Source organism: Vibrio sp. R12-SG2-ISO1 (assembly GCF_059834045.1).
Map to the genome: position 1 here is coordinate 133137 of NZ_JCBDGO010000001.1, position 19460 is coordinate 152596.

Sequence of the window (19460 nt, forward strand, 5' to 3'; positions counted from 1 at the left end):
GGTAGAAATACCGTTATGCGTTGGCTTTTTCAAACTCAGCCATAAAGTTCACCAAGGCTTGTACGCCTTCGAGCGACATCGCGTTGTAGATCGATGCACGCATCCCACCGACCGCGCGGTGACCTTTAAGTGCCACCAAACCTCGGGCTTTCGCTTGCTCTAGGAACAGACTGTCCAACTCCGGTTTTTTGAGTTGGAAAGGCACGTTCATGCGCGAACGGTTGTCGGAATGAACGTTGTTGATGTAAAAGTCTGACTGGTCAATGTAGTTGTAAAGTGTCGCGGCTTTTTGTTGGTTGATTTTCTCCATAGCTGCCACGCCACCTTGCTCTTTCAACCACTTAAAGACCAACCCAGAGAGGTACCAAGCAAACGTCGGCGGTGTATTAAACATCGACTCTTTTTCCGCCAAAATTTTGTAGTTTAAAAAGCTTGGCAACACGTCACTGGCAAGCTCCAGTAAGTCATCACGTACAATCGCGATACAGATACCGGCTGGGCCAATGTTCTTCTGCGCGCCTGCGTAAATCACCCCATATTTCGACACATCAATCTCACGTGACAAAATGTTGGAAGACATATCTGCCACAATCGGCTTGTCAGTCACGGGCAGTTCGCTGATCTCGATACCATCGATGGTTTCGTTAGGACAAAAATGGACATAAGCACTGTCTGCATCGATACGCCACTCGCTCGCGGCGACGACAGCAAGTTTGCCGTCTTTCTCTATTTTTGCAGAGAATGCGTCAACATCACAGTACTTCTGCGCTTCTTCTATCGCACTTTGTGCCCAGTAACCGGCATCAATGTAAGTGGCTTTGCGCGCACTACCGAGCAAGTTAAGCGGCACGGCGGCGAACTGAGCTCGCGCACCACCCTGGCAGAAAAGGACTTTGTAGTTATCTGGGATATTCAGCAGATCACGTAAATCCTGCTCAGCTTCCTCAGCGACTTGAATAAACTCTTTACTGCGATGGCTGATCTCCATAACCGAAGTGCCAAGCGCGTTCCAGTTAACAAATTCTGCTTGCGCTTTTTCCATCACGGCTTTAGGTAGCGCCGCTGGACCTGCACTGAAGTTATATACGTTGTCCATTTCACATTCCTTGATCATTCTGAGAGATTGCTAGGATTAATAGCACGTTTTCTACGAGATAAAAAGCAAGAAAAGAGGTGTTACGACCTCTTTTCTTGCTTAGTGGTTTATTTTCCTAACTATGGCTGCATCATTGCAGAGAGAAACAAGGTCATCAAGGGTATTTTCTGGCCATTGTTAAACACCAAATTCCCCTGCTCAAGGGTGGCTTGGATTTGGTAGCCTTGCTGGGTTTGTGAGATAAACTCCATCACAATCGCTTCATCAACACCCTGCTTAATAAACGGATACTGTTCAACAAGTTGGTTGGAGAAAAAGGTATTAATCTCGCCCGTCAACGCTGGGATTACCATCATAGGGTTTTGTGAGATGCCAGAGGTACCTTCTGGTACTGCCACAGTCCAAGTAGAATCGAACACTGCGCCGTCACCCAAATCGACATCCAATTTGTTCATAGTGAGATAAAACCCTTTGGTAAACAGGGTCTCAACTTGGGAAATTGCTTGCTCAACCTCATTTTCACTGAGAACAGGGTTGTTTTGATAGATATTCACTAAATGGTCGAACGATTCCATATCTAAACCACCAAAAGTCAGATCGAAACCAACACTTTTCACTTCGCCCTCTTGACCGATAACATCGTTAAGACGAACAACATGCTGACTGCTGACGGTTTGATTCACTTCGTCCATAGAGCTGGTGACGCGGTATTGACCTTGCTTGAGGCCAAGCCACACCGCTTGAGCCGGATCCGTCAACGTCACTTCATCGACAGATAGGGTCTGCTCACCTAACCAAAAGCTGCCCTGTTTCTTACCACTTCCACTGCCTTTTAAACCCACAATATGCAGCGACTCGCCGTGGTTAAAGTCGATATCCGCAGCGGGCATATCCAGCTCGTAGCTCACTTCACCTAGCACAGTGATCTGACCGCTCAGCGTCGATGGCGACATCGACAACACCGCGTTATCGGCCCCTTGCGCGACATAATTCCAACTGTCCATAGATACGGTATAACGAGTATTGCCGTTGAGTTGGGTTGAGGTGTGCAGCGTCAATGGAATGGCTTCTAGCCCTTCGATGACCGAATCGGCGTCAAGGCTCACCAAGCCATGAGTCAAATCACTGTGAACGATAAACTCGCTGGGTAAGCCATCTTGAGCCATTTGGGCAGCGAGCTCTTGATCGTGAATCACATAGCGGGTGGTCACCTTTGAGGAAAGGTAGCCTCTATCGTAACTGACGACGTCGGCACTGATGGCCGCGCTGTTTAGGTGACGAATGCCATCTTGAATAACATTTTGACCAATTTGCCCCACGGCCAATGGCCAACAAAGGGCGAGAGAAATGGCACCACCGATGGCGCCAATCTTTTTAAGCTGATGCATGTACGTGTCCGGTATGGAGATTTGTCCCAAGTCTACACCAAAAAACATTGAGATAAATCAGAGTATTGTCTTTCTCTCGATTTTGGCAAAGATTCTATTACTCAGCTCTCAACATGGTTTGTTCAGGCTTGTTACAGTGGATCATGTGTTGGTTTCCAAAAAATGAAAACGCCGTGAATCATTACGCATTATTGTGCCTCGACAACAACCCTGTGAGCGTTGAAATCCTGCGACGTGAACTTGCGACCTTTGCGCCTAAATTCGACATTTACACTGCCGATACCATCGAGGACGCCCACTCGATTCTCGAGTTCTGTATCGAAAGGCAACAGGAGATGGCCTTAGTGATCGCCAGTCACCATGAGCAGTTTGATGGCGCCAGCTTCTTGATTCACCTTGATAAGTCACCTCAAACACGTTTAGCAAGAAAAGTGCTCGTCAGTTGTGGGCAGGATATTCAAGCCATTTTATCCGCGGTCAATGATGGCCGGCTTGACCACTGCTTAACCAAGCCTTTGCAAGACCATGTGGTCGAACGTACCGCATTGAAAGAACTGACCACATTCGTGCTCGAAAACGATCGCGATAACCTGCTCAGCTATAGCCAAGTTCTCGACCAACACCGCCTACTTCGCGCCCACATCGATCAGAAGATGCGAAGCTATCGCGAGGGCTTCATCAGCGATCACCACACGCTGACCGACCAACAATTAGCAGAACAAGTGACCGGTGCTCTGCGCGAGTTTTTTTCCGACCAAGATGACACCAACGCATGTCGCACCTACTCCGCCGACCATCTGTTAACTAAAGAAGGCGAGGAAAACCGCTTTCTGTGGTTCATCACTGAAGGCCAAGTGGCACTGTACAAAAAAGATGAGCTCGGTATCCAGCGTGAAGTCGTCCGTCACAGTCAAGGCAGTATCGTGGGCGGGATGTCCTTTGTCACCGGCGAAGCGTCATTCTCGACCGCCATAACTTTGACGAAAACAGAAGTCATCAAACTCGATCGTGACGTCTTCGCGAAAGTCATGCACTCCAATACTGCGCTGCTGCCACTATTTACCAATTTACTACTGCGCCATTTCAATCGCCGTTTGCAACGCAGCATTACCACCAAACTTGAGTTGCAAAAAACTCTAGAGTCTCTGGAACTGGCCCACCAACAACTGATCGAAAGAGAAAAAATGGCCATGTTGGGGCAGCTAGTTGCAGGGGTTGCCCATGAGCTCAATAACCCGATTGCCGCAATACTGCGCGGCACAGATACCATCACTGACAAAATCCATCAGTTGATCGCCCATCAAGGGGACGAGCCGATACAAGCATTGGGGAGCGAGATTCTCACTCATGCCTTGACCGCACGGCCCCGCTCCACCTCACAAGAGCGCGAGCTCGCCGCCGCCGCTGAAAAGCGCGTGGCTGATCGCCGCGTGGCAAAAAAGCTGGTCAAGCTAGGGCTTAATGAGAATGAAGAGTGGTTAACGCGCGCCAAACGTCACCCGCAGCAGACGCTAAGCCAACTCACCGATCTCGAAGCCTATCAACTAACGGGGTCTACCCTGCGCTCAATCCATGTCTGCGCGCAGCGTATTGCAGATATGGTCAAGAGCCTGAAAGGTTACGCGAGACCCGATGATGAATCTTTTCATTTGAGTGACATACACGAAGGGTTGGAAGACACCTTAGTGATCTTTGAAAACAAATTAAAATTCCATCATGTTGAAAAGCACTATGGCGACATCCCTCTCATTTCCTGTCAGCCTATCGCGCTGCAACAAGTGTGGACCAATCTTATCTCCAACGCGATTGATGTCTTTCCTGCCAAAGGTGTGTTGGAGATCTCCACCACCCTTCATGACGACAACTGGCTAGAAGTGGCATTTAAAGACAACGGCTGTGGTATTCCCAAAGCGCAACTGGATAAAATTTTTACTCTCAATTTCACCACCAAAAAAGAAGGCAATTTTGGCCTAGGTATTGGCTTATCGGTCTGTCAGCAAATTGTCCTGCAACACGGTGGCAGGATAGACGTGGCCTCACTTACCGAAGAGGAGTGCCACCATCACCCAGAGTTGGCCCCCTATACTAAGATGTCGGTTTGGCTGCCAGTCAACCCCATGTCTCACACAACAAGGACTCATGTATGAACAACTATCTCATTTTGTGCGTGGATGACGAGCGAGAAGTCCTCGATAGCGTAGTGCAAGATCTGGATTGCTTTGAAGAGACGTTTGTACTCGAGGCGGCAGAGTCGGTCGCAGAAGCCAAACAGATCATTCAGTCGTCGGCTAAAGAAGGTGCCCGTTTGGCGCTGATTCTCTGCGATCACATTATGCCCGAGCAGACCGGGATCCAGTTCCTGATTGAATTGAATGAGCAAGAAGAGACGAAGCCGACGCGAAAATTACTTCTCACCGGACAAGCGGGGCTAGAAGATACCGTGGAAGCGATTAATCACTCGAGCCTCGACTTTTACATCGCGAAGCCCTGGCGCGGAGAGGAGTTGCGGAAGGTCATCAAAGAGCAACTCACCCAATTTGTTATCGACAACGAGCCCAATCCGCTCCACTGGGCATCGACACTCGATACAGAAGCGATCTTTGCCGCGATAGCGAAAAACCGTTTGGACTTGGGTGAATAAACGACCACCTTAGCCATTCACTGGCTAAATCTTGGCATATCACTTGCTAAATGCTAGATATATCGACAAAACAATGACATTTAGTGTAGTGGCATTCGCTATGATGCATTATTATGTTGACACATCGTCATAGCGACACTCTCGCTAAAGACCAAGGAAATTAACAAGATAAAGGTTTATCGTCCATTATGCGTAAAACAATTTTAGCAGCGGCGCTAGTGCTTGCATCTGGCCAATCATTTGCTGAGGATCCAAACAGCCCAGCGGTTATGAGTAACTTCAGTTACGACTACTTCGAAGCTCGTATCGGCGCAAGCCCAGTGACCTTCGGCGGTGGCGTGAGCAAGTCCATCCACCCTAACGCACACTTTATTGCTCGCATTGATTCAGAGTTTGAAGGCGATTACGACTCAGCGGTCGGTCTTGGCTTTCACGCACCGATCAACAACTGGGCGGATCTGACCGGTTCGATGCTCTTCCGTATGGTGGATTTCAATGGTCGCAACGATAAGAGCACTGAAACAGGCATGCAGCTTAACTTAGGCGTTCGTCAGTGGCTTGGGCCACAACTTGAAGTCGGCGGTGGCGGCGGTTACTTATCGCTCGACGACAAAGACCAATGGTTAGGCTCTGTCTACGCACGTTTCCACTCCACCGAATTGTTCTCTCTCGGTGCAGAGGCTCGTATCAACGACTTCTACGGCGACCAATTGATGTTTACCACGCGCTTTAAGTTCTAACGCATCACGATCATCAACGTGTATTGATAAGCAGCGCCCAAAGCGCTGCTTTTTATTGTCCGCAAGTTTTATTTCCAACGCAGCGCCTTGATTTAACCCACATTTCTCTTTCGCTCGTAAAACTTTTGTTTTTTTTCGTTCATAATGAATGAATCGCAATGCGGCTCCGGTCTACTTGTTTATCGCAACCATTCAATACGTTCATCAGAAAGGATACTCATGACAAGGTTTATCACACTCTTCACCTCGCTTCTTGTGGCGTTCAGTAGCCTAGCAGCCGACAACTGGAATCAGGTAGTTGAAAAAGCCAAAGGGCAAACTGTCTATTTTCATGCTTGGGGTGGCAGCCAGGAGATCAACAACTACTTGCGCTGGGCAAGTTCTGAACTAGAGCGTCAATACGGCGTGACATTGAAACACGTCAAAGTGACGGACATTGCCGAGACCACGACTCGCCTGATTGCTGAAAAAGCGGCAGACAAAAACAACGGGGGCAGCGTTGATATGGTGTGGATCAACGGTGAAAACTTTAAATCGATGAAAAACAACGCTCTGCTTTATGGTCCATTTGTTGAATCGCTGCCCAATTGGCAGTATGTCGATAAGTCACTGCCCGTTGACAGTGATTTTTCAGAGCCAACACTTGGCCTTGAAGCACCTTGGGGGGTAGGACAGCTGGTGTTTATCCATGACACCACCACACTGAATAATCCGCCCGCCTCTTTTAGTGAACTGCTGAGCTACGCCAAGGCCTACCCTAATCGTGTCAGCTACCCTCGCCCGCCCGAATTTCACGGCACAAGTTTTTTAAAAGCGCTGTTGATTGAACTGACTAACAATGATCCATCGCTCGCCAAGCCCGTGTCTGAGGCCCAGTTTGATGCAGTGACGGCATCACTTTGGCAATATCTCGATGAGTTTCATACGGTCGCGTGGCGTCAAGGGAAGCAATTTCCATCAGGTACCGCAGAGACTTTGCAATTGCTCGACGACGGACAGTTGGACTTGGCGATTACCTTTAATCCCAATGCGGTTTTTTCCGCTCAAGCAAGCGGAAAGCTTGCCCCAACCACGGCGGCCTATGCGATGGAGAGCGGCGCCCTGTCTAACATTCACTTCTTAGCGATTCCTTGGAACGCCAATGCGCCCGAGGGCGCCAAGGTGGCGATTAACTTCTTACTCAGCCCAGAAGCACAATCACGCAAAGGAGATTTGAATGTGTGGGGCGATCCGTCAGTGCTTAAGAATGAGGTGTTACAGGGCAGCGCGAAAAATACAACGCTGTTTAAATCTGTGGCGGAGCCGCACCCAAGTTGGCAATCCGCACTCGAAGTCGAGTGGCAGAAACGCTACGGCCAGTAGCCAGCAAACCAATACGAGAGCCAGATGTTTAGAGCGACGTATTTCATTGTTTTACTGATCTGCATCATGCCCATTATGCCCGGCATATTGGGTGTGATGCTCTCTTCTTTGGGGTATATGCCGGTCATCGGCTTTGACCAAATCACATTAGCCGCGTATGACACTGTGTTGCAATGGCCGGGAGTGGGACGCGCCATCGGCAGTACCCTGACCAGCGCACTGGTGAGTACCTATCTTGCCTGCGCCATCACCTTTGCCATCTTACAAAGTTTGTGGATGAACAGACATTGGCGCAAGGTAGAGTTGCTGCTCTCCCCCTTATTGGCGATGCCCCACGTCGCGTTTGCCATTGGGTTTGCCTTTCTCTTCTCACCGACCGGCTTGCTGGCACGATGGGCGAATCAATGGTTGATGATGAGCAGTGATACGCACAATGCAGCATGGTTGATCCATGACCCTTACGCCGCAGGCCTAACGATAGCTCTCGCACTCAAAGAGGTGCCCTTCTTACTCTTAATGAGTATCCCGGTACTTGGCCAGCTTAACCTTCCTAAGCTCGCCCAGGTGTCTCATTCGCTCGGATATTCGTGCGCACAAATGTGGTGGAAAGTGGTGCTACCACAATGGCTGAGAAAAATGCGCTTCCCTCTGTTTGCCGTGATCGCCTACGGCGTATCCGTAGTCGATTTAAGCCTGATTTTGGGGCCCACCAACCCGCCCACCTTTGCGGTGATGATTTGGCAGTGGTTTAACGATCCTGATCTCAACGTCTTACCTCGCGCCGCTGCGGGCGCCGTCACCCTGTTTGCCATCGCATCAAGTTTGCTGCTTGCCGTGGTCGTGATTGAAAAAGCGATCACGCAATTCTGGTCTGGCTGGCAATATTCTGGTCGCGCCGGATTGGCTTTACCTGGCAAATCTGTGTTCACTCTAAGTGCACTGCTTGCCGCGTCAATGCTGCCCATCATGCTGGTGTGGAGCGTCGCACAGCGTTGGCGTTTTCCGGACTTATTGCCCACTTCTTGGAGTGGCCGATTTTGGCACAATGAGTGGCAGAACGTGTTACCAACCATCAGCGACAGCTTACTGCTGGCGCTTATCGCGACCACCATTGCCCTAATAGCCGCCTTGGTATGCCATGAGTACCGGCTGCGTTCGCGTTTGCATGTACCTGGATTTGTCATTGCCTTGCCCATGTTGATCCCACAGCTCTCTATCTTGTTTGGCTTACAAGTGGTCACCCTATCGATCAACAGTGACCTCTACTGGGTATGGACAGTCTGGGCACACGTGTTCTTTGCGTTTCCTTTTGTCTACCTCGCCCTCGATGGGCCTTGGAGAAGCTACAATCTCAACTATACCAAGGCAGCGTTGTCACTGGGCAAGTCGCCACTGAGCGTCTTTTTCACCATCAAGGCGCGACTGCTGTTTCCTGCAATCTGTTACGCTTGGGCGGTGGGGGCCAGTGTCAGCCTCGCCCAGTATTTACCGACCTTGATGCTCGGCGCAGGTAGAATCGCGACGATCACCACCGAAGCTGTGGCACTTTCCAGTGGCTTTGATCGCCGTGTCACCGCCATTTACGCAATCTGGCAAGCCTTACTACCCTTTGTCTTTTTTAGTGGTGCCTTGCTGTTGAGCCGCGCTGTCACCCGGAGAACAAGACGCCGAGTATCAGAAAGCGCCGTAAGCGCCACTCTCATATCCAATGCTGTAAAGGAAGATTCCACTCATGACGCTATATCTCAAAAACCTCGCCATCCATAATCGACAAGGAGAGGCACTACTGCATGACCTTGATTTAACGATAGAAAATGGTGAAGTCGTCTGTGTCATGGGCCCTAGCGGCTGTGGAAAGTCGACGCTACTGAATTTGATTGCGGGTCACCTCAGTGATGACTTTCAGGCGCAAGGAGAGATCATTCTTGATGAGCGAGAGATCAACCAGGTTGAAGCCCACCAGCGAGAAGTAGGGATTTTATTTCAAGATGACCTCTTGTTTCCTCACCTTAATGTTTGGCAAAACCTCGCCTTTGCTCTGCCCAATCAAATTAAAGGCCAGCAACGAAAAAAAGACGCACTGCAAGCCCTTCAGAGTGTCGGCTTGGACGCGTTAGCGAACCAATATCCTGAGCATATTTCTGGTGGTCAGCGTGCTCGTGTCAGCCTGATCCGCATGTTGCTGGCTAAGCCTAGATTGGCGCTACTTGATGAGCCGTTTAGCAAACTCGATCAACAGCTCAGAGTCCAGTTTCGTGACTGGGTGTTTTCACAGCTAAGTAAAGCGCACATCCCTACCCTACTGGTCACCCACGATGAACAAGATGTGCCGCCCGAGGGACGTATTTTGCATTGGCGTTGGGGGAAATAATCATGCTCGATAGAGTGAGTATTCGCGTGATACGCGCACCGCTAACCCTAGCGGCTAAGGGATTGGATAAGCTTGGTGTGACGGCCAACCAAACCACACTATGTGGATTTTTGCTTGGCGTTTTGGCTTTGCCAGCGCTGATCGTTTCTCGCTACGATTTGGCGCTGTTTTTCATCGTCGTCAATCGACTCTGTGATGGCTTAGATGGCGCGCTGGCACGTAGACAAGGGATCACCGATGCGGGTGGATTTTTAGATATCAGCCTCGATTTTCTGTTCTACTCTTTAGTGCCATTTGGTTTTGTATTGGCCAACCCAGAGCAGAACGCCGTTGCGGGAGCCTTTTTGATTTTCTCATTCATCGGCACCGGCTCAAGTTTTCTCGCCTTCGCAGTTTTGGCAAGTAAACGAGGTATTGAGAACCCGAACTACTCTCACAAGTCGCTTTACTACATGAGTGGGTTAACAGAAGGCACAGAGACCATTGCCTGCTTTATTCTGTTCTGCCTGTTACCTGAACACTTCGCCCTGATCGCCTATGTGTTTGGCGCAGCATGCTGGTTTACCACCTTCACACGGATTTATTCTGGCTTCCATACACTGAAATCAGCGCCATAAAGCAGACATCTTGAAGTCATCAACTCACTGCTAAACCTTGCTTGAAAACCAGGGCTTATACATCCGGTCTATTGTTCGATGACTGGGCGTTAGCGAAAACGCAGTACTTTCAGCGCGGCCTCATCGTCGACATCGGCAAATTCAGGCGGGTTCGCTAGGCGCTCAACAAACGATAGTTGCGGCGCCTCACTTTGCATACCATCAATAAGGAATTGGCTTGTCACTTGTGGTGAATTTACACACGCCAGCACCTCACCGTCTTGCGCCAATAAATCGGGCAAGCGACGCAAGATCTTTTGGTAATCTTTCGTCAGTGCGAAACTGCCTTTTTGAAACGAAGGTGGATCGATAATCACTAAATCATACGGACCACTTTTCTTGATTTTTCCCCACGATTTGAAGATGTCATGGGCCAAGAACTTCACTTGATTAAGATTGTGGCCATTGAGTCTGTGGTTATCTCGTCCTTTGCTCAATGACGCCTTGGCCATATCGACGTTGACCACTTGATCGGCGCCGCCTTCTATCGCGGCGACGGAGAAGCCACAGGTATAAGCAAACAAGTTAAGCACGTTCTTATGGCGCGCGTTCGCTTTGACCCAATCCCGGCCAAAGCGCATATCGAGAAACAACCCGAAGTTTTGATTTCGACCAATATCAAGCTGATACTTCAGTCCAGATTCCACCACCACAGGGTGACGGTCTAACTCACCGAACAACACTTCCGTAGGCGCACCTTCACTGTATCGGTGTTGAATCACCACTGAACGCCCGCATTTTTCACGCCAAACATCGCGCTCGGTCATGGCGATAAGCGCCGCTTTAAGTGCCTGCAAACTCTCGTCGCTGACAGGTTTAAACAGGTTCACCATCAACTGACCATTGACCCAATCACAGGTGATTTGCTCTAGCCCTTCATACTGACGTCCGCGACCGTGAAATAGACGTCGAACTTCATCGCTCGCCTCTGACAACGCATGGGTCAACTGTGTGATCAATGATTCAATGGGCAGTAATTGCATAGGTCGTTATCCGTTATTTGATTTGCCGTTATTTAATGGTTGGCCAGTTGAGTGTCCAAGGCGTCAGCCAAGCGTCGATACTTTGTGATACTGGTGCCTCACGCCATTTATTCCCCAGCGTCTCGTACTCGCGTGGGTCACAGACAAACTGGTAGCGCTCACCTTGATAGTCAAAGCCGAGCGCAAACGCGTGTAAATAGCCTCTATCGGCTTTAGAGCTGGCATTATAGATTGGATCACCCACAATGGCCGAGCCAATAGATTTTAGCGCTACCCGAATCTGATGAGTTTTTCCAGTATGTGGCTTACACAAAAACAGACGCTCGCCAGGCATCGCCGCGGCAGAGAAAAACTGTGTCAGCGCTGGGTTACACTGTGTATTGATTAACTTCCAACTTGCTCGGCGCGATCGCGCCATATCACCACTGATCAATCCCTGTTTCTTTTTTGGTTTTTTGCTGCCGATTGCCAGATAAAACTTACTCACCGTTCGTTTCGAAAACAGCGCTGATAGCTCACTCGCGGCCTGACTGTTTCTACCTAGAAGCAATAACCCGGAGGTCATCTTGTCAAGGCGATGGATAAGATAGAGTTTGTCATCCCCCGAGAGACTCGCGATAGCTTGCAGAAGCAGCGTATCACCGTCGTCTTTGTGTACAGAGACACCGGGGTGTTTGTTGATGATAAGAAAGTCTGGGTGAGTGTGTAGAATATCAAACATAGATGGGCCTTTACTTGGAAAGGCGAGTATACCGATTTGAGGTGAAAGCGAAATAGCAAAAAACCTCCCAGAGGGAGGTTTTTGTTTATCAGGTCAACGCTTAGCGATTACAACTTCTTAGAGAAGATACCCGCCAATACGATGATACCGATACCCAGCAGCATGATTTCGCCTTTACCGCTATCAAAGCCAGATTTGATACCCATGAAGGCAACAATCGCGATAGCAACAGGGATAACGAATTTCACTAGGTTGTACCATAGACCGAATAGTGGGAAAGACACTTCGCCATCGTTGGTGATTTCTTTCTTCAGGTCGTCACGGTTCAGTCTCCAGCCTGCGAAGATACAGATCAACATACCACCTACTGCTAGGAAGATTTTATCCGTTAGTAGATCGAAGATATCGAACGCACCAGTATCAAACAGTGTAGGACCAACGCCACCAAGAGAAAGCGATGCGATGATACATAGTGTCGCCATTACAGCGCCTGAACCAATTACCGCTGTTGAACGCTTCAGACCTTTTTCATCGATAAGGTAAGACACAACCACTTCAAGTAGAGAAACGGAAGAAGTCAAAGCCGCCACTGTTAGACCAATGAAGAACGCCAGAGCAAGCAATAGACCTACGACACCACCCATTTCAGCAAACAGTTGAGGTACAACCACAAATACTAGACCTGGGCCCGCTGCTGGCTCCATACCGAAAGCGAACATTGCTGGGAACATGGCGATACCGGCAAGGATAGCAACACCGGTGTCCATCGCAGTAACGATAGCCGTGTTCTGTACTAGATTCTCTTTCTTCTTCAAATAAGAGCCATACGTCAGCATTGCACCCATACCCAAGCTGAGCGAGAAGAACGCTTGACCTAGTGCTGCAAGTACTACGTTGCTGTCAACTTTCGAGAAATCAGGGCTAAATAGGAACTCAAGACCCGCTGTCGCACCTGGTAGCATAAGGCCACGCACCGAAACCACGATGAGGATTAAGAAAAGCAACGGCATAAGAATTTTGCCTGCTTTTTCGATACCACCAGAGATACCTTTGATAACGATCATGATGTTTAGGAAAAGGTAAACCGCCATCCAAAGTAGAGGCTGAACAGGATCAGAGATGAAACCACCAAAGCTGCTGCCAATCGCGTCCGGTGTGCTCAGTAGACCACCACCGACTTTAAACACGTACGCTAACGCCCAACCACCAACGACTGGGTAGAAGCCCATGATCAATAGACCACTGAACACACCCAATACGCCGGTAAAGGCCCAGCGACGGTCTGTTGACTTGAACGCGCCAACCGCAGAAAGACCCGTCTTACGACCGATCGCAAATTCTGTCAGCATGACGCTGAAACCGATAACAATAACGAACACTAGGTAAATCGCAACGAACGCGCCGCCGCCGCTTTCCCCAGCAGTGTAAGGAAACTTCCAGATGTTACCCAAACCAACAGCAGAACCTGCTGCGGCCATGATGAAGCCTAATTTAGACCCCCACGTATCACGGGCTGATGAACTTGATGTAGCCACGGTTACTCCATTAAAACTTGATTGATGTTGTGTATGCTTCTGTTAGGCGTCTTTAAAAGTTGTGTGTATATTATTTTTTACACTTTTAAGAATTTTGAGTGACGCTAACGTTGTGGTAAGTAAACCAGTTTACCAGTAAAATTGGAAGCCCTGCCAAGTACAAATTACCAACATATTTGTAACTTGCGCAGTTAAATGCTGCTTTTTTGACCTGGCGCGCATGCTTGTGTCTTCGTTTTACAATTCTCTAACACAATCGTTCTGTTTGGCTATACGAAACCAGTCTGGTATATAAGCCATTCTCTACCCTACTTACACATTCATAAATGTTATGCATTTGTGTCCATAGCAAACTTTCAAACGCTTGTTGGAAAACGGGGCTCGAAGTAAGATGGACAAGCTATTGCAGTCTTAGGTTGATTGATGGATAAATTTTACCAGTTCCTCACCCTCGCGGGGATCGTACTCTATTGGATACTTGTTGCTGGCGTCACGCTTCGTGTCGTCCATAAGCGGCGCGCTGTCAGCGTCTCGTTGGCGTGGTTGATGATCATTTATATTCTTCCCGTGGTGGGCGTTGGCTGCTATTTCTTATTTGGCGAGCTTAACTTAGGTAGAAAACGCGCCGAACGGGCGAAAGAGATGCTCGCTCCCTTTGCGACTTGGTTCTCAAAACTCAATGATTGCCATGCACACTCCCCTGAGATGTTTGGCCGCCACATCACCCGCATTGACGAACTGTGCAATAATCGCCTCGGTTTGCCCGCCTTATCAGGCAACTCATTATCTCTGCAGAGTTCACCCAATGAGATATTGCGCTCCATCATAGAGGATATCGAACACGCTCAATCGAGCATTCGAATGGTGTTTTACATCTGGCACCCCGGTGGGCTCGCCGACTCTGTCGCCTCTGCCCTTATTCGCGCGGCAAAGCGAGGAGTAAATGTCAAAGTGTTGCTCGATTCCGCAGGCAGCCCGCGCTTTTTTAGCAGTGATTGGCACACCATGATGAAACAAGCGGGCGTCGAGGTGGTTCAGGCGCTCGAAGTGAGCCCGTGGCGTATTTTTCTGCGTCGCCTCGATTTGCGCCAACATCGCAAGATCATCGTTATTGATGAAAAAGTGGCGTATACCGGTTCGATGAATCTGGTCGATCCTGCCCATTTCAAACAAGATTCCGGTGTCGGTCAGTGGATCGACATCATGATCCGCATCACTGGCCCCACCGTCAATGTCCTCTCTGCCATCCATTGCTGGGATTGGGAAGTGGAAACCGGCCAGCGCAGCTTACCCTCCATTCCAGAATGCCGAATAGATGACAGGCAGACCCAGCACCCTGTGCAAGTGGTCCCTTCTGGTCCCGGGATGCCTGAGCATTTGATCTCCCAAGTTTTAACCTTGGCGATCAATCAAGCCAACCAATCCGTGCGCATTACGACGCCTTACTTCGTCCCGAGCGCCGATTTGTTGGAAACCTTGAAGATGACCGCTCAGCGAGGCGTCAAAGTAGAACTCATCATTCCACACAAAAATGACTCACTGATGGTGCAGTGGGCATCTCGCGGCTTCTACGCTGAATTGATGCAAGCGGGTGTGTCGATTTTTGAGTTCTATGGCGGGTTATTGCACACCAAATCGGTCGTGATTGATGAGCAATTCTGTTTGGTTGGCACCGTCAATATGGACATGCGCAGCTTATGGCTTAACTTCGAGTTGACCCTCGCCATCGATGACGTGGCGTTTACTAAAGAGATGTATTGGTTACAGCAAAGCTACATCGAGAGTGCCTATAAGGTGGAGTTAGAGCAGTGGAACGAGCGCTCTCTCTATTCCCGCTTCCTAGAGCGTGTCTTCTACTTATTTAACCCACTGTTATAAGGCTTGATCATTGCCGCTCGCCATGTTTTAAATAGAGGTTCGTTTCATTGGCAACGCAGCAAAGACAAGGACTTAAGATGTCAGAGGGCAAACAAACAAAATTCGTCACCGCAGGTCGTGACAAAAAATGGACCAACGGCGTGGTCAACCCACCCGTGCAACGCGCCTCAACCGTGGTGTTCGACACCGTTGCGGAAAAACATCACGCCATGGTCAACCGCGCGAACAAAACCCTCTTCTATGGTCGTCGTGGTACTCGCACCCATTTTGCCTTTCAAGATGCGATGGTTGAGATTGAAGGTGGCGCAGGGTGTGCGCTGTTCCCCTGTGGTACGGCCGCCATCTCCAACGCGATCCTCTCTTTTGTCGAGACTGGCGATCATATTCTTATGGTGGATACCTGTTACGAACCGACACGTGATTTCTGTAACACCATCATGAAGAAGATGGGCGTCTCGACGACCTACTTTGACCCTATGATCGGCGAAGAGATCGAATCACTTATCCAACCTAACACCAAAGTGCTGTTTCTCGAGTCTCCAGGCTCAATCACCATGGAAGTGCAGGATGTCCCGACGCTCGCCGAAATTGCGCATAAACACGATATCATTGTGATGCTCGACAACACTTGGTCAGCGGGCGTCCACTTCTCACCGTTTGAACATGGGGTCGACATTTCGATTCAGGCGGCAACCAAATACATCGTTGGTCACTCGGACGTCATGCTAGGTACCGCAGTGGCAAATGAAAAGCACTGGGATCAGTTACGTGAGCAAAGCTATCTGATGGGGCAATGTGTCTCGCCGGATGATGCTTATCTGGGTCTGCGCGGCATTCGCACGCTGGATGTGAGACTAAAACAGCATGCGCAGAACAGTCTGAAAGTCGCCCAGTGGCTGGCCAATCGTCCAGAAGTGGATCACGTTCGCCACCCTGCGCTCGATACCTGTCCGGGTCATGAGTTTTTTGCCCGTGACTTTACCGGCGGCAACGGGTTGTTTTCCTTTGTACTCAAAACCAGTTACCCAAGAGCCACCACCGCCCTACTCGATGGAATGACGCATTTCAGTATGGGCTACTCATGGGGTGGATTTGAAAGTTTGATTTTAGCCAACGAGCCAAAGAGTTTTAACAGTTTACGCACGGTAGCCAACCCAAACTTCACTGGCACCTTGATTCGTGTCCACATTGGTCTTGAAGACGTTGACGATCTGTTGGCCGATCTGGAGGCGGGTTTTCAGCGCTACAATGATCTCATTGCCGAAAAAGCGGCTCAGTGACAAATACCAAACAGCCAATATGACAAAAGCGCCACGAAGGCGCTTTTGTTTTATGGATGATGCAGCGAGAGTGATTCACTCAGAGTGTCATCCTTGATAATACATACAAATACGATTGCCATCGACTTCACGAATCGTGAAAGGCAGCTCGTAAATATCACTTAATACCGACTCTTGAATCACTTCCTGCGTTGGGCCGCTTTTCACCACATGCCCCTTTTTCATCGCAATAATGTTATCCGAATAGCAGGAAGCGAAATTGATATCGTGAATCACAATCACAATCGCTTTGTTATTTTTATGCGCGAGACGCTTCAATGACTGCATCATATCGACCGAGTGTTTGATGTCGAGGTTGTTCAGTGGCTCGTCTAAAAATACGTAGTCGGTATCTTGAGCAACGACCATAGCGATGAACGCCATCTGGCGTTGCCCGCCTGACAACTGATCGATAAAACGATCTTGAATATCAGTGATCTCCAATTGCGCCAACGCATCGTCAATGACCGACTGATCCGCTTTGGTCAAGCGTCCTTGTGAGTAGGGGAAACGGCCAAAGGCGACCAACTCACGCACCGTAAATCGCATATTAATGTTGTTGGATTGGCGCAGCACCGCAAGATGCTTAGCAAGCTCCTGGGTTTCCCATTGATTGAGTGGCTTGTCGCCAATCACAACCGTTCCAGCATCACTGTCCGTCAAGCGGCTCGCCATAGCAAGAAGCGTACTTTTTCCCGCCCCATTTGGGCCGATAATGCTCGTCACCTCCCCGAGAGGGAACAAAGCATCAGCATTGTTGACCACATACTGTTCGTCGTATTGTTTACTTAATCCACGGATGGTAATCATTTTGCTCGCCTTAACTGAGTTTTTCTCTGCTCAACAACATTAAGAAATAGGCACCACCGACAAAGTTGATGATGACACTAATCGTGGTTTGAAAATCTAATAGGTTCTCAACCATCCACTGCCCACCTACCAACATGACAATCGACAGCAAACTGGCACCAACCAGTAACACTCGATGCTGATAGGCGCGAAACAACTCGCGCGTCAGTGCCACCACTATCAGACCAAAAAACAGCACCGGACCGACCAACACTGTGGAAATGGAAACCAAAATGGTGATGGCAAACATCACCCTCATCGTCAGCTTTTGGGTATCGACACCGAGACTTTTCGCGTTCGCCTCTCCAAGCCAAAAAACGTCCAACTGTGGAGAGAGATAAAAGAGGTACGCCGCGCTCAAAGAGAGAGGCAACAGACTCCAGTAGACCAAGTCACCGTTGATGTTATTAAAACTCGCGAACATAGACCCCTGAATCATGATAAATTCATCGGGATCGACAATCATAGTGAAGAAGCCGGTGACGCTGCTAAATAGACTGCTCAACACCACGCCAATCAGCAGCAAGGTAAACAGGTTTCGCTGCGCCTTTTTGAAGTAAAAGCCAAACAGCGTCATGGCGAGCAACAACATAATCGACGTGGAGAGCAAAAAGTTGATGCCGCTGTTCACCACCCACACACTCATACTGCCCAACGTCACCACCAGCAAGACCTGAATCATCACATACAGCGAGTCGAAGCCGAGAATACTGGGGGTGAGGATTCGATTGTTGGTGATGGTCTGAAACACCAAAGACGATGAGGCAATCGCCACCGCCGCAATCACAATCGCCAGCACTTTAGGGATGCGACGCGACAAGAAAAACTGATAGTTGTCGACGGTCAGCCCTTTCCCCAAAAAGTAACCGATAAACAGCAGTGACAAGGCCGTCAGCAACGCCATTTTTACGCCATTACGCATTGCTCTTATCCCTTAGAATCAGTGTCACGAAAATGGCTCCGCCTAGGATGCTGATGATCATCGAAATCGGTACCTCATAAGGGAAAATGATCACTCGTCCTAGCACATCACAGATCAGCACAAGCAACACACCCCAATACGCTGTCCAGGGTAGATTTCGGCGCATGTTATCGCCCATAAACAGTGACACCACATTCGGTACAATCAAACCTAGAAAGGGAATCACACCGACGATCATCACCACAGAAGAGGACAACACCGCCACCAGCAGTACGCCCACAGTGACGATTCGTTGATAGTTGAGACCGATATTTCTCGCAAAGCTCTCCCCAATGCTCGCCGCGCTAAACCGACTCGCGTAGAGATAGGCCAAAATCGACGTCGGGACAGCAAGATAGAGCACTTCATAATTGCCTTTGAGAACGGAGGCGAAATTGGCCACTGTCCATGAGCCTAGGGTTTGCACCAAATCGTATTTGTAAGCAATAAAAGTGGTCATTGAGGAGACGACATTGCCGTACATGATCCCAATCAATGGCACCAGCATAGCGTTCTTAAATTTCAGCTTTTGAATAAAACGGACAAAGATCAGCGTTCCAAGCAGAGCAAAGCTCATAATGATGGTGAGATGCAGCCAGCTTTGCGCCTCGGAGAACAGCACTAATCCGATAATGTAGCCGAGCATAGCGCAGTCAACCGTGCCCGTGGTCGACGGAGCCGCAAAGCGGTTTTGAACTATCTGCTGCATGATCAAACCCGCCACACTAAGCCCTGCACCCGCAAGCCCTATCGCCAACAGCCTTGGCAGCCGACTGGTCACAATGATGTCGAGCGTGTGACTGTCACCAGCCATCAGAGACGACAAATTGATCGTCGCCACACCCACAAATAAAGAAGCAATACTCAGTGTGCACAAACCAAGTATTGCGAAGAGAATTTTGTTATTCATTACATAAGGTAGACGTATGGCCGACACCATCCGTCGCTGTCTCAATGATA

General features: G+C 49.3%; 17 protein-coding genes. 9 read left to right on the forward strand and 8 right to left on the reverse strand.

Annotated elements, in window-relative coordinates:
* Window positions 1–13: 13 nt before the first annotated feature.
* Window positions 14–1096 (reverse strand): 3-phosphoserine/phosphohydroxythreonine transaminase, encoded by a 1083-nt coding sequence (serC, locus tag AC6R10_RS00585; RefSeq protein WP_500671179.1) that lies wholly within the window; start codon window positions 1094–1096, stop codon window positions 14–16.
* Between the two features lie 119 nt (window positions 1097–1215).
* Window positions 1216–2484, reverse strand: coding sequence for a DUF945 family protein (locus tag AC6R10_RS00590; RefSeq protein ID WP_500671180.1), 1269 nt, complete (start codon window positions 2482–2484; stop codon window positions 1216–1218).
* Window positions 2485–2657: 173 nt separating this feature from the next.
* Here AC6R10_RS00590 and AC6R10_RS00595 point away from each other — a divergent pair, with 173 nt between their 5' ends.
* The 7 genes from AC6R10_RS00595 to AC6R10_RS00625 all read left to right on the forward strand — a co-directional run bounded on the left by AC6R10_RS00595 (window position 2658) and on the right by AC6R10_RS00625 (window position 10215).
* The gene (locus tag AC6R10_RS00595) at window positions 2658–4631 is read left to right on the forward strand and encodes an ATP-binding protein (protein ID WP_500671181.1); all 1974 of its coding nucleotides are present in this window, start codon (window positions 2658–2660) and stop codon (window positions 4629–4631) included.
* Complete coding sequence (locus tag AC6R10_RS00600) at window positions 4628–5125, forward strand: response regulator (RefSeq protein WP_500671182.1); 498 nt, start codon at window positions 4628–4630, stop codon at window positions 5123–5125. The genes AC6R10_RS00595 and AC6R10_RS00600 overlap by 4 nt, the downstream gene beginning before the upstream one ends.
* Window positions 5126–5313: 188 nt before the next feature.
* On the forward strand, window positions 5314–5865 hold the full coding sequence (locus AC6R10_RS00605; RefSeq protein ID WP_500627944.1) for a hypothetical protein: 552 nt from the start codon (window positions 5314–5316) through the stop codon (window positions 5863–5865).
* Between the two features lie 219 nt (window positions 5866–6084).
* Complete coding sequence (locus AC6R10_RS00610) at window positions 6085–7227, forward strand: ABC transporter substrate-binding protein (protein WP_500671183.1); 1143 nt, start codon at window positions 6085–6087, stop codon at window positions 7225–7227.
* Between the two features lie 24 nt (window positions 7228–7251).
* Entirely contained in the window at window positions 7252–8994 is a 1743-nt protein-coding gene (locus tag AC6R10_RS00615) for an ABC transporter permease (RefSeq protein ID WP_500671184.1), read from the forward strand.
* Complete coding sequence (locus AC6R10_RS00620) at window positions 8960–9598, forward strand: ATP-binding cassette domain-containing protein (protein WP_500671185.1); 639 nt, start codon at window positions 8960–8962, stop codon at window positions 9596–9598. Before AC6R10_RS00615 ends, AC6R10_RS00620 begins: the two co-directional genes overlap by 35 nt.
* A gap of 2 nt (window positions 9599–9600) precedes the next feature.
* Window positions 9601–10215, forward strand: coding sequence for a CDP-alcohol phosphatidyltransferase family protein (locus AC6R10_RS00625; protein ID WP_500671186.1), 615 nt, complete (start codon window positions 9601–9603; stop codon window positions 10213–10215).
* A gap of 89 nt (window positions 10216–10304) precedes the next feature.
* Here the strand turns inward: AC6R10_RS00625 and AC6R10_RS00630 are convergent, their stop codons facing one another.
* The 3 genes from AC6R10_RS00630 to AC6R10_RS00640 form a co-directional block, all read right to left on the reverse strand.
* Window positions 10305–11237: a class I SAM-dependent methyltransferase gene (locus AC6R10_RS00630; protein WP_500631599.1), complete on the reverse strand. Its 933-nt coding sequence runs from the start codon at window positions 11235–11237 to the stop codon at window positions 10305–10307.
* Between the two features lie 28 nt (window positions 11238–11265).
* Window positions 11266–11958, reverse strand: a complete 693-nt coding sequence (locus AC6R10_RS00635) for a TIGR01621 family pseudouridine synthase (RefSeq protein WP_500671187.1) — start codon at window positions 11956–11958, stop codon at window positions 11266–11268.
* A 107-nt stretch (window positions 11959–12065) separates the two neighbouring features.
* The gene (locus AC6R10_RS00640) at window positions 12066–13493 is read right to left on the reverse strand and encodes a sodium-dependent transporter (protein WP_500626884.1); all 1428 of its coding nucleotides are present in this window, start codon (window positions 13491–13493) and stop codon (window positions 12066–12068) included.
* A 423-nt stretch (window positions 13494–13916) separates the two neighbouring features.
* On the opposite strand from AC6R10_RS00640, the gene cls reads away from it, so the two are divergent.
* A complete protein-coding gene (cls, locus tag AC6R10_RS00645; protein WP_500631602.1) occupies window positions 13917–15371 on the forward strand; it encodes a cardiolipin synthase in 1455 nt (484 codons plus the stop codon).
* Between the two features lie 77 nt (window positions 15372–15448).
* Complete coding sequence (locus tag AC6R10_RS00650; RefSeq protein ID WP_500671188.1) at window positions 15449–16651, forward strand: cystathionine beta-lyase; 1203 nt, start codon at window positions 15449–15451, stop codon at window positions 16649–16651.
* 87 nt (window positions 16652–16738) lie between these two features.
* On the opposite strand, the gene AC6R10_RS00655 is transcribed toward AC6R10_RS00650, so the two are convergent.
* Genes AC6R10_RS00655 through AC6R10_RS00665 form a run of 3 tightly spaced genes read right to left on the reverse strand, consistent with a single transcriptional unit; the run spans window position 16739 to window position 19410 of the window.
* Entirely contained in the window at window positions 16739–17500 is a 762-nt protein-coding gene (locus AC6R10_RS00655) for an iron ABC transporter ATP-binding protein (RefSeq protein ID WP_487902069.1), read from the reverse strand.
* A gap of 10 nt (window positions 17501–17510) precedes the next feature.
* Complete coding sequence (locus AC6R10_RS00660) at window positions 17511–18461, reverse strand: iron chelate uptake ABC transporter family permease subunit (protein ID WP_500626887.1); 951 nt, start codon at window positions 18459–18461, stop codon at window positions 17511–17513.
* Entirely contained in the window at window positions 18454–19410 is a 957-nt protein-coding gene (locus AC6R10_RS00665) for an ABC transporter permease (protein ID WP_334551469.1), read from the reverse strand. The genes AC6R10_RS00660 and AC6R10_RS00665 overlap by 8 nt, the downstream gene beginning before the upstream one ends.
* Between the last annotated feature and the right edge of the window lie 50 nt (window positions 19411–19460).

What these genes read in the sequence shown, in the direction of transcription:
- AC6R10_RS00630 (WP_500631599.1), bottom strand. Translation starts at nt 11,237, where the DNA reads ATGCAATTACTGCCCATTGAATCATTGATCACACAGTTGACCCATGCG.
- AC6R10_RS00620 (WP_500671185.1), top strand. Translation starts at nt 8,960, where the DNA reads ATGACGCTATATCTCAAAAACCTCGCCATCCATAATCGACAAGGAGAG.
- AC6R10_RS00600 (WP_500671182.1), top strand. Translation starts at nt 4,628, where the DNA reads ATGAACAACTATCTCATTTTGTGCGTGGATGACGAGCGAGAAGTCCTC.
- AC6R10_RS00660 (WP_500626887.1), bottom strand. Translation starts at nt 18,461, where the DNA reads ATGCGTAATGGCGTAAAAATGGCGTTGCTGACGGCCTTGTCACTGCTG.
- AC6R10_RS00665 (WP_334551469.1), bottom strand. Translation starts at nt 19,410, where the DNA reads ATGAATAACAAAATTCTCTTCGCAATACTTGGTTTGTGCACACTGAGT.
- AC6R10_RS00605 (WP_500627944.1), top strand. Translation starts at nt 5,314, where the DNA reads ATGCGTAAAACAATTTTAGCAGCGGCGCTAGTGCTTGCATCTGGCCAA.
- AC6R10_RS00610 (WP_500671183.1), top strand. Translation starts at nt 6,085, where the DNA reads ATGACAAGGTTTATCACACTCTTCACCTCGCTTCTTGTGGCGTTCAGT.
- AC6R10_RS00615 (WP_500671184.1), top strand. Translation starts at nt 7,252, where the DNA reads ATGTTTAGAGCGACGTATTTCATTGTTTTACTGATCTGCATCATGCCC.
- AC6R10_RS00635 (WP_500671187.1), bottom strand. Translation starts at nt 11,958, where the DNA reads ATGTTTGATATTCTACACACTCACCCAGACTTTCTTATCATCAACAAA.
- AC6R10_RS00590 (WP_500671180.1), bottom strand. Translation starts at nt 2,484, where the DNA reads ATGCATCAGCTTAAAAAGATTGGCGCCATCGGTGGTGCCATTTCTCTC.
- AC6R10_RS00625 (WP_500671186.1), top strand. Translation starts at nt 9,601, where the DNA reads ATGCTCGATAGAGTGAGTATTCGCGTGATACGCGCACCGCTAACCCTA.
- AC6R10_RS00650 (WP_500671188.1), top strand. Translation starts at nt 15,449, where the DNA reads ATGTCAGAGGGCAAACAAACAAAATTCGTCACCGCAGGTCGTGACAAA.
- AC6R10_RS00655 (WP_487902069.1), bottom strand. Translation starts at nt 17,500, where the DNA reads ATGATTACCATCCGTGGATTAAGTAAACAATACGACGAACAGTATGTG.
- cls (WP_500631602.1), top strand. Translation starts at nt 13,917, where the DNA reads ATGGATAAATTTTACCAGTTCCTCACCCTCGCGGGGATCGTACTCTAT.
- serC (WP_500671179.1), bottom strand. Translation starts at nt 1,096, where the DNA reads ATGGACAACGTATATAACTTCAGTGCAGGTCCAGCGGCGCTACCTAAA.